This is a genomic window from Rhodococcus sp. PvR044, assembly GCF_040548995.1.
Lineage (GTDB): Bacteria > Actinomycetota > Actinomycetes > Mycobacteriales > Mycobacteriaceae > Rhodococcus_G > Rhodococcus_G oryzae.
Genome location: NZ_JBEPSX010000023.1, coordinates 1 through 8995, shown reverse-complemented (window position 1 = coordinate 8995; position 8995 = coordinate 1). Strand labels below are relative to the sequence as shown.

The following is an 8995-nucleotide window of genomic DNA, read 5'->3' as shown; positions in this document are numbered from 1 at the left end:
TTCAAGTCCGGCAACCCGGCCGAGCGTGCGGCCGCGATCGTCAAGGCCACCACCTTCTTCGACGACCCGGATGTGCTGGCGAAGGTCTCCCGCGGCCTGGGTGAGGCGATGGTCGGCATCAACGTCGACGATCTGCCGGTGGCGCACCGCCTCGCCGAGCGCGGCTGGTAGCCCGACTTCCTCTGCGCGCCCGCCATGTTTGCGTGCCAATGACGAAACCGCCGGCAATCGGTATCGATTGCCGGCGGTTTCGTGTTCGTCAGGCGGTGAAGCCGATGTACTTCGTGTCGAGGTACTCCTCGATGCCCTCGGTGCCGCCCTCGCTGCCCAGCCCGGACTGCTTGACGCCGCCGAACGGAGCGGCCACGTCGGAGACGACGCCGCGATTGACCCCCACCATCCCGGATTCGAGCGACTCGGCCACCCGCAGCGCCCGGTCGAGATTCTGGGTGAAAATGTATGCGGCGAGCCCGTACTCGGTGTCGTTCGCCGCGGCGATCGCCTCCTGCTCGGTGTCGAAGCCGGTGATCGCGGCCACCGGGCCGAAAATCTCGTCGCGGATGATGCGCGCGGTCGCGGGAACCTGGTCGAGAACCGTCGGCTGGTAGAAGAAGCCGGGGCCGTCGATGGCCCGACCGCCGGTGCGCACCCGTGCACCCGCCGCGACCGCCTCGTCGACCAGGGTGGCGACGCTCGCGCGCTGCTTGGCGCTGACGAGCGGGCCGACCTCGACACCGGGCTCGTGCCCTGGCCCTACCTTCAGCGCGGCGATCCGCTCGGTCAGCTTGGCGGTGAACTCCTCCCGTACCGAGTTGGCCACGATCAGCCGGTTCGCCGCGGTGCAGGCCTCGCCGCCGTTGCGCATCTTCGCGGCCATCGCGCCATCAACGGCTGCGTCGATGTCGGCATCGTCGAACACGACGAACGGCGCGTTGCCGCCTAGCTCCATCGAGGTCCGCAGCACGTTCTTGGCGGACTGCTCGATGAGCACGCGGCCGATCGGTGTGGAGCCGGTGAAGGTGACCTTGCGCAGCCGCGGGTCCGCGAGCAGCGGCGCCGATACGGAGGCGGCATCCGAGGTCGGAAGCACCGAGACGACACCGGGCGGCAGGCCGGCGTCGGAGAGGATCTGCGCGAACGCGAGCATCGTCAGGGGCGTCTCCGCGGCGGGCTTGACGATCATCGTGCAGCCCGCGGCGAGCGCGGGTCCGATCTTGCGGGTGCCCATCGCCAAGGGGAAGTTCCACGGCGTGATCGCGAGGCACGGGCCAACCGGCACCTTGGTCACCATGATCCGGCCCGCGCCGCCAGGCGACCGGGTGAACCGGCCCTGGATGCGCACCGCCTCCTCACTGAACCAGCGGAGGAACTCGGCGCCGTACGCCACCTCGGATCGGCTCTCCGGCAGCGCCTTGCCCATCTCGGCGGTCATCAGCAGCGCCAGTTCCTCGGCTCGCTCGGTGACCAGTTCCCATGCCGTGCGCAGGATGATCGAGCGCTGGCGAGGCGCCGTGGCGGCCCATTCGGCCTGCACCCGGCACGCGGAATCGAGTGCGCGCATGGCGTCCTGGCCGTCGGCCGCGGCCACCGTGGCGAGCCTCTCGCCGGTGGCCGGATCGAAGACCGGGAACGTCGCGCCGTCGATCGGGGCGGTGGATTCGCCATCGATCCACAGGCCGGTCGGCACGCCGGAGATGAGGGTGGAGATATCTGTCATGGGTGGTTCCTCGCAGTGATCGGCCGCTGGCGCGGCAGGGGCGTCGGTCGGGCGTGGTGCGGCGGGGTCAGGCGGATGCCCGCACCGCCTCCTCGAGCACGCTGAGTGCCTCGTCGAGCAGGTCGTCCCCGATGACCAGTGGCGGCAGCAGCCGCACCACATTGCCGTAGGTGCCGCAGGTGAGCAGGATGACGCCCTGTTCCAAGGCCCGCGCGGCGACAGCCTTGGTGAGCTCCTGGTCCGGCTCGTCGGTCCCGGGCTTGACGAACTCCATTGCGATCATCGCGCCACGGCCGCGGACGTCGCCGATCGCAGGGACCTCCTCGGCCAGCCGCCGGAGTCGGGGAAGCACCAGGTCGCCGATCTGCCGAGCCCTGGCAGGCAGGTCGAGCTCACGGATGGTGTCGATCGCGGCGAGCGCGGCAGCACAGGCGATGGGATTGCCGCCGTACGTGCCGCCGAGGCCGCCGGCATGCACCTTGTCGAGCAGCTCGGCGCGACCGGTGATGGCCGACAGCGGAAGTCCGCCCGCGATGCCCTTGGCCATGGTGATGATGTCCGGCACGATCTGCTCGTCCTCGCACGCGAACCACGCGCCGGTGCGGGCGAACCCGGTCTGCACCTCGTCGGCGATGAAGACGACGCCGTTCTCTCGCGCCCAGGCCGCCAGGGTGGGCAGGAAACCCGTTGCGGGAACGATGAACCCGCCCTCGCCCTGGATCGGTTCGATGATGATCGCGGCCAGCGAGTCCGCGCCGATCTGCTTCTCGATCTGCCCGATCGCCCGGCGGGCGGCCTGCTCGCCGGTGACCTCGGCGTCCCGGTATGGGTACGACATCGGCATCCGGTACACCTCGGGGGCGAACGGTCCGAAGTTCGACTTGTAGGGCATCGACTTCGCGGTCAGCGCCATCGTCAGGTTGGTGCGGCCGTGGTACGCGTGGTCGAACGCGACCACCGCCATCCGGCCGGTGGCCAGGCGCGCGACCTTGATCGCGTTCTCGACGGCCTCGGCGCCGGAATTGAAGAGCACGGTGCGCTTGTCGTGGTCGCCCGGCGTGAGCGCGGCCAACTCCTCGGCCACCCGGACGTAGCCCTCGTAGGGGGTGATCATGAAGCAGGTGTGCGTGAAATGCCCCGCCTGCTCGCGTACCGCCTCGACCACGGCGGGGTCCGAGGCGCCCACATTGGTGACCGCGATGCCGGATCCCAGGTCGATGAGAGAGTTCCCGTCGACGTCCACGATCACGCCGCCGTCGGCATCCGCGGTGTAGACGGGCACGCTGGACCCGACGCCTGCGGCGACGCTCGCCCGGCGGCGTTCCGCGAGGGCGCGGGACTTCGGGCCGGGCAGCTCGGTCAGCAGCGCGCGCTTCTGCGGGAGTCGGTAGTTGATGGCGCTCATGTCGTGGACGTCCCCTGTCGTGATGGTCGGATCGACTCTCAGTGTGGGGTGCCGGACCGGTGAGCGGCACCTGCCAGAATGGAGCACGGGTGCGGGCCGAATTCACCGATTCGGCCCGGAAGCCGGGGTCACGTCAGGAGTCGAGATGAGCATTACCGTGCGGTGGGTGCTGGCACAGCCGGAGCTGTCGCTGCGGCTGCGTGGCGGCGCGGACGGGCTGGACCGCGAGATCGAGTTCGCGATCACAACCGAACTGCCGGAACCGTTTCCGTGGCTCTCCGGAGGAGAGTTGCTGCTGACGACCGGGCTGCGGCTCCCGCAGGATCCGGAGGAATGCACCGAGTACCTCCGCGGGCTGCTCGACTGCGGTGTCGCCGCGGTCGGCTTCGGGATCGGACTGAGCCATGCCGAGATCCCCGAGGGCCTCGTGGCGGCCTCGGACGAGCTCGGGCTGCCGCTGCTCGAGGTGCCGCTGCCGACCCCCTTCGCCGCCGTGACCAAGCGGGTGATGAGTCGGTTGGCCGAGCAGCAGTACGAGGCGTCGTTGCGTGCCTCGCAGGCTCAGCCCCGGATGACGCGTGCGGTGATCCAGGGCGGGGCCAGGGCCACCGTGCGCGAGCTGGCCACCGCAACGAACTCGGTCGCCCTGCTCCTGGACCGGCGGGGCCAGCTCCTAGAGTGCCACCCCGGCTCCGTGCCGGACAGTGTGACCGCGGAGGTGCTGACGCTGCTGGCGTCGGCATCGGAGGCGGTCTCCAGTGGGGTGGCGCAGGCCCGATCCGGCGAGTCGATGACCGTGCAGCGAATCGGGGTGGGCAAGAACCTGCACGGCTACCTCGCCGTGGTCAGTCCGAAGCCTCTCGGGCCGGTGGACCAGATCCTGCTGGGGCACGCGAACTCCCTGCTGGCGCTCGACTTCGAGAAACCGGTGCGACTGCGGGCAGCGCAGAACCAGCTCAACAGCCAGGCCCTCGGACTCCTGCTGTCCGAGGACATCGACCTGAAGCCGGTACGGGCGCAGCTAGCGCCTGCCGCCGACGGGCGCGGAGCGATTCGTGCGCTGGTCGCGGTGTGCGGCTCGCCTGCCGACGCCGAGGCGGTGGCCGGCGCGGTCGAGGCGGCCATGAACGAGGCCGGCAGACCCCTGTTCCTGCAGCGGGTCGACACGCGCGTCACCGTGCTGCTGCGCGGAACCGACGACGTCGAGTTCGCGCACGGACTCGTGGACGACATCGGTGATCGCGCGCGTCGGTCTTCTCGTCTGGGTTTGAGCGGCGCTCAGCCGGTGGAACGGTTTGTCGAAGCTATCGACCAGGCGCAGCTGGCTGCGTCGGCGGCCGAGTCGGGCGCGACGCCGCTCGAGTTCTCCGCGTTGACCGGAAGTGCACTGCTGTCCTTCGATTCCACACGTGAGGTGCTGCGGGCGGTCGCCGACACGATGATCACGCCCCTCGCCGATCATGACCGCAGGCAGGGAACCGAGTTGGTCGAGTCGCTGCGGGCTTTCCTCGAGGCGAACGGCCACTGGGAGTCTGCGGCGAGTGTGCTCGGCGTGCACCGGCACACCCTCCGCAGCCGGGTCTCGAAGATCGAGGCCCTACTCGGCTGTCGACTGGACGTGGCACGGGTGCGGGCAGAGCTGCTGTTGGCGGTCATCGCACACGAATCACTCTGAATCCGTATCGGTTCCGGCGCACCGCAAGGGGCCCGCGGCCGGTGCGGTCGCGGGCCCCTCGGTCGGTCAGACCCGGTTTCGGGTCAGCGTGCCGGTACGCAGCGAGGTGCCGAGTATCCGACCGCGGCGACGGCTCGGGCGAGTTCGGCGTTGACCGTGCACGCGCGAGCGAGATCGACGCCGCCTTCCGCCTGAGCCTCGACGATGATGCGGTGCAGCCTGGAGATCGTGGAGCCGTGCTGCACGCGCCACTCCGACAGTCGCTCGGATGGTGTCTCCCCGGGACGGTCCCGGGACAGTGCGGCACCGACCAGGTCGTGCAGTCGCGCCGCCACCTCGTCCCGAAGGGCCGCCGCGGCCATGGAATCCCAGTACGAGCCGAGGGCCAACCGCTCCAATCGCTCGATCACGCCGAACAATCCGAGCTCCCGGCCCAGCTCCTGGTATGTCTCGATCACCCGGGTGATCGGGATGTCCAGGGCGAGTGCGTTGTCCGCCAGCGCGAGCGCCTCCCCGAGCAGCGGGACCGGTACGGGGGAGAGGGTGTCGTCGGCGTCCTCCGGAGGCAACGCGTGGAGCAGGTGACCCACCGTCGTCCGGTACCGCTGGATCTCGGCCTCCGCGTGAAGTGGCAGCGGACGATTGCGCAGGAGCCACGAGCATGCGCGCTCGATCAGCGCCTGCACTGCGTGCAGCGGTCCCCACGAATTCCGGTCAGCCGGATCGACCACCGCGAGCGCGCCCGCCCAGAGGGCGCCGACGTCGAAGAGTTCGGCGACTACCCCGTAGGCCTGTGCGACCTGCGGGGTCGTGACACCCAGCCGCTCCTCGAGTCGGTAGATGAGGCCTGGCCCGACGTGATTGATCAGCTGGTCCGCGATCTGGGTGGCGATGATCTCGCGGTGCAACCGGTGCGCGCGGATGCGTTCCGGGTACCGGCTGCGAACGGCGGGTGGGAAGTACTCGGACAGCAACCGGGCGAAGACCGGCTCGTCGGGAACGGTGGAGGCCAGCAGGTCGCGGCGCACGACGTTCTTCGAATGCGCTAGCAGTGTCGCGATCTCCGGACGGGTCAGGCCGAGCCCGGCCTCGGTGCGCGAGACCAGCTCCCGCTTGCTCGGTAGCACGGCCTGGGCTCGGTTCAGCCCGCCGACCGCCTCGAGATTGACGATCAACCGCTCGTGTCGACCGAGGAGCGAGACGGCCTGGGATTCGGCGAGGCTGATCGCCAGGGTCTGGCTCGCACAGCCGCCGAGGACGGCATCGGCGACGTGATCGGTGCAGTCCGCGAGCAGTGTGTTGCGTTCGGCCTCGGTGATCTCGCCCGCCGCGACCGCGCCGTCCAGCGCGATCTTCAGGTTCACCTCCTGGTCGGACGTCGCAACACCGGCCGCGTTGTCGATGAAGTCGGCATTGATGCGGCCCCCGCCGAGCGCGAACTCGATCCGGGCTCGCTGGGTGAAACCGAGGTTGCCACCCTCGCCGACAATCCGGCACCGCATGGTCGCCGCTTCGACACGGACCGCGTCGTTGGCGGGATCGGCTGCATCCGCGTGTGTTTCGGCGGATGAGTTGACGTAGGTGCCCACTCCTCCGTTCCACAACAGGTCTACCGGAGCGCGGAGAATCGCGCGGATCAGTTCGGCCGGGGACAGAATATCGGCGTCGATGCCGAGCCTTTCGCGCACGGACGGTGACAGCGGGATCTGCTTGGCCGAGCGCGGCCAGACCCCGCCGCCTTCCGAGATCGCCTCTCGCGGATAGTCGTCCCAGCTCGATCCGCTGGTTTCGAAGAGCACACGTCGCTGTTCGAACGAGGCCTCGGGGTCGGGATCGGGGTCAAGAAAGATGTGCCGATGATCGAACGCCGCGACCAACCGAATCGTGCGCGATTGCAGCATCCCGTTGCCGAACACATCACCGGACATGTCGCCGATGCCGACGACCGTGATCGGGTCGCTCTGGGCGTCGACACCGAGTTCCGCGAAGTGTCTGCGCGCGGACAGCCAGGCACCGCGAGCGGTGATGCCCATCGCCTTGTGGTCATAGCCTCGGGAGCCGCCCGATGCGAAAGCGTCGCCCAGCCAGAAGTCATATTCGGCAGCAACCGAATTCGCGAGATCAGAGAAACGTGCCGTGCCTTTGTCGGCCGCCACCACCAGGTACGGGTCGGGGTCGTCGTAGCTGACCGAGTCGGCCGGGCCCACGGGTAAGCCGTCGACGAGATTGTCGGTGACGTCCAACAGGCCGCGGATGAACGTGGCGTAGCCGTCGGCAGGCGCGATGCCGTCGCGGAGCACGAACGCGCCCTTTGCTCCGGTCGGGACGATCGGCGAGTTCTTCACGGTCTGGGTGGTCATCAGGCCGAGCACCTCGGTGCGGTAGCTCTCGGGTCGGTCGGACCAGCGCAGTCCGCCACGCGCAACGGTGCCGGCCCGTACGTGGACGCCCTCGACCCCGTCTCCCCGGACGAAGATCTCGCGGTGCGGAACGGTGCGGCCGGGATGTGCCAGGCGGGACGGGTCGAGCTTGAACGACGCGTAGCGCTTGCGGCTGCCGTCCGGGGTGCGCTGGTACCAATTGGTGCGCAGCACCGCGCCCACGAAGCCGGTCAGCGCGCGCAGGATGCGATCCTCGTCGAGCGTGGCCGCGTCTTCGAGTAGCGCGGCCGACCGGGGTTCGAGCTCGGCGATCCGCTGGTCGCGGGCCTCGGCGTCGGGGTCGAACCTGGTGTGGAAGAGCTCTACGACCGAGGCCGTGAATGCACTGTGCCGCAACAGGGTATCCACGATGTAGGCGTCGGAGAAGCCGAGGCCCACCTGCTGCAGGTAGCGGCTGATCGTGCGAACCAGCGTGACGTCCCGCCAGGCGAGTCCGGCCACCGGCGTCAGCATGCAGTACCGGTCGATCTCGAGTCCGGAGGCGGCGGCGGTCTCGAAGGCATCGATGACCAGATCGTGCGCCTCGGGTACCCATGACTGGGCGGGGCGGCTGAAGCGGAATCGATCCACGCTGGCCTCGGGTCCGGCCGACTCGGGAGCCGGCAGCGGTGTGTGCGCCTCGATACGGAGGCCGAAGCACTCGAAGTCGCGAGCGACGTCTGCCAGCGCGGGCCGAGACCCGGGCCACAGCACGACCAGATCGACGACTTCGCCTACATCCCTGTCTGATTCGCCGGTGGACACGAACTCGAGACGGGGATGGTTCCCGGGGCTGGCCGTGATCGAGGGGAGCGTCATTGATCCCTTCATTGCGGTCATCACACACCTATTCGGTTGGTGGAAAGGAATTGTCGGGTTCTACCCTCCTGAGTGTGCCGTGGCCACCAGGATTTCGGGGTGGACACTTTGGCGCATCTGCCAGGTAGGGGGGTGCCGAAATGAACAGGACCGCGTCTGTCGATAGCGTGATCGCGCCTGACGGAAGAGGCTGTATCACAGCATGATCGGGGCGAGAGTCACCGAAATGAGAACGCTCGGGACACCGCATGCCGACATGGCTGTGCGGTGCCCCGAGCGGGAGCGAATTTGCTGGTGGGCTATTCGTTGATCTCGATGTCGTTGGCGAGCACGTCGCTCAACGTCGGGGGGTTGCCCACGCCCCAGCCGTAGGCGAGCTTGCCGACCTCGAGGACGAAGAATGATTCGGTGGAGAGGACGCCGTCGATATGGTGGAGCCGGTCGTTGATGAGGTCGGTGTAGTCGTCGGTGTTCTTGCAGATGACCTCGGCCATGACGTCGTACTGGCCGGATGTCACGATGACGTAGCTGGTTTCGGGTAGCGCGGCGAGAGCCTGGCAGACGGACCGGGCGGTGCCGGGGCGGGTGCGGATCCCGACTATCGCCATGCGGTCGAAGCCGATGCGCATGGGATTGGCGATGCCGACGATCTGGAGGATCCCGGATTCCTCGAGCCGCTGCACGCGGTAGCGGGCGGAGGAGGCCGGGATGTCCAGCTCTTCCGCGATCTGTCGGTAGGGGAGGCGTCCGTCTTTCTGTAGGAGCTCGATGATTCGTGCGTCGATGGGATCGATGCTCGGTGTGTTCATCGTTGGCCTCCGTGCCGGGTGGGTCGCCTGGTCGTCAAGGTAGCGCACGTGTTCTGTGTTGTGGGTCAGCGGCCCAGGTGGATGACGCCGGTGCGGAGGTCGGACATGTCGAGGAGGGTGTGTTTGCCGCCGATGCGGCCCCAGCCGGTG

At 68.6% G+C, this 8995-nt stretch carries 5 protein-coding genes and 1 pseudogene; 2 read left to right on the top strand and 4 right to left on the bottom strand.

Annotated features, from left to right (window positions below; all coding sequences use genetic code 11):
* Positions 1 to 171 (top strand): annotated as a pseudogene (locus ABIC28_RS27290) (pyridoxal 5'-phosphate synthase lyase subunit PdxS); the annotation flags it as partial.
* Between the two features lie 88 nt (positions 172 to 259).
* Here ABIC28_RS27290 and ABIC28_RS27185 read toward each other — a convergent pair.
* Both ABIC28_RS27185 and gabT read right to left on the bottom strand, forming a co-directional pair.
* The gene (locus ABIC28_RS27185) at positions 260 to 1717 is read right to left on the bottom strand and encodes an NAD-dependent succinate-semialdehyde dehydrogenase (protein ID WP_097214432.1); all 1458 of its coding nucleotides are present in this window, start codon (positions 1715 to 1717) and stop codon (positions 260 to 262) included.
* 67 nt (positions 1718 to 1784) lie between these two features.
* Positions 1785 to 3122: a 4-aminobutyrate--2-oxoglutarate transaminase gene (gabT, locus tag ABIC28_RS27180; protein WP_269590470.1), complete on the bottom strand. Its 1338-nt coding sequence runs from the start codon at positions 3120 to 3122 to the stop codon at positions 1785 to 1787.
* A gap of 145 nt (positions 3123 to 3267) precedes the next feature.
* Here gabT and ABIC28_RS27175 point away from each other — a divergent pair, with 145 nt between their 5' ends.
* The gene (locus ABIC28_RS27175; protein WP_097214430.1) at positions 3268 to 4797 is read left to right on the top strand and encodes a PucR family transcriptional regulator; all 1530 of its coding nucleotides are present in this window, start codon (positions 3268 to 3270) and stop codon (positions 4795 to 4797) included.
* Between the two features lie 83 nt (positions 4798 to 4880).
* Here the strand turns inward: ABIC28_RS27175 and ABIC28_RS27170 are convergent, their stop codons facing one another.
* Both ABIC28_RS27170 and ABIC28_RS27165 read right to left on the bottom strand, forming a co-directional pair.
* Positions 4881 to 8057 carry an NAD-glutamate dehydrogenase domain-containing protein gene (locus tag ABIC28_RS27170; protein ID WP_354581821.1) on the bottom strand — a complete coding sequence of 1059 codons (3177 nt, stop codon included), beginning with the start codon at positions 8055 to 8057 and terminating at the stop codon, positions 4881 to 4883.
* 278 nt (positions 8058 to 8335) lie between these two features.
* A complete protein-coding gene (locus tag ABIC28_RS27165) occupies positions 8336 to 8845 on the bottom strand; it encodes an Lrp/AsnC family transcriptional regulator (protein ID WP_097214428.1) in 510 nt (169 codons plus the stop codon).
* Positions 8846 to 8995 lie beyond the last annotated feature (150 nt).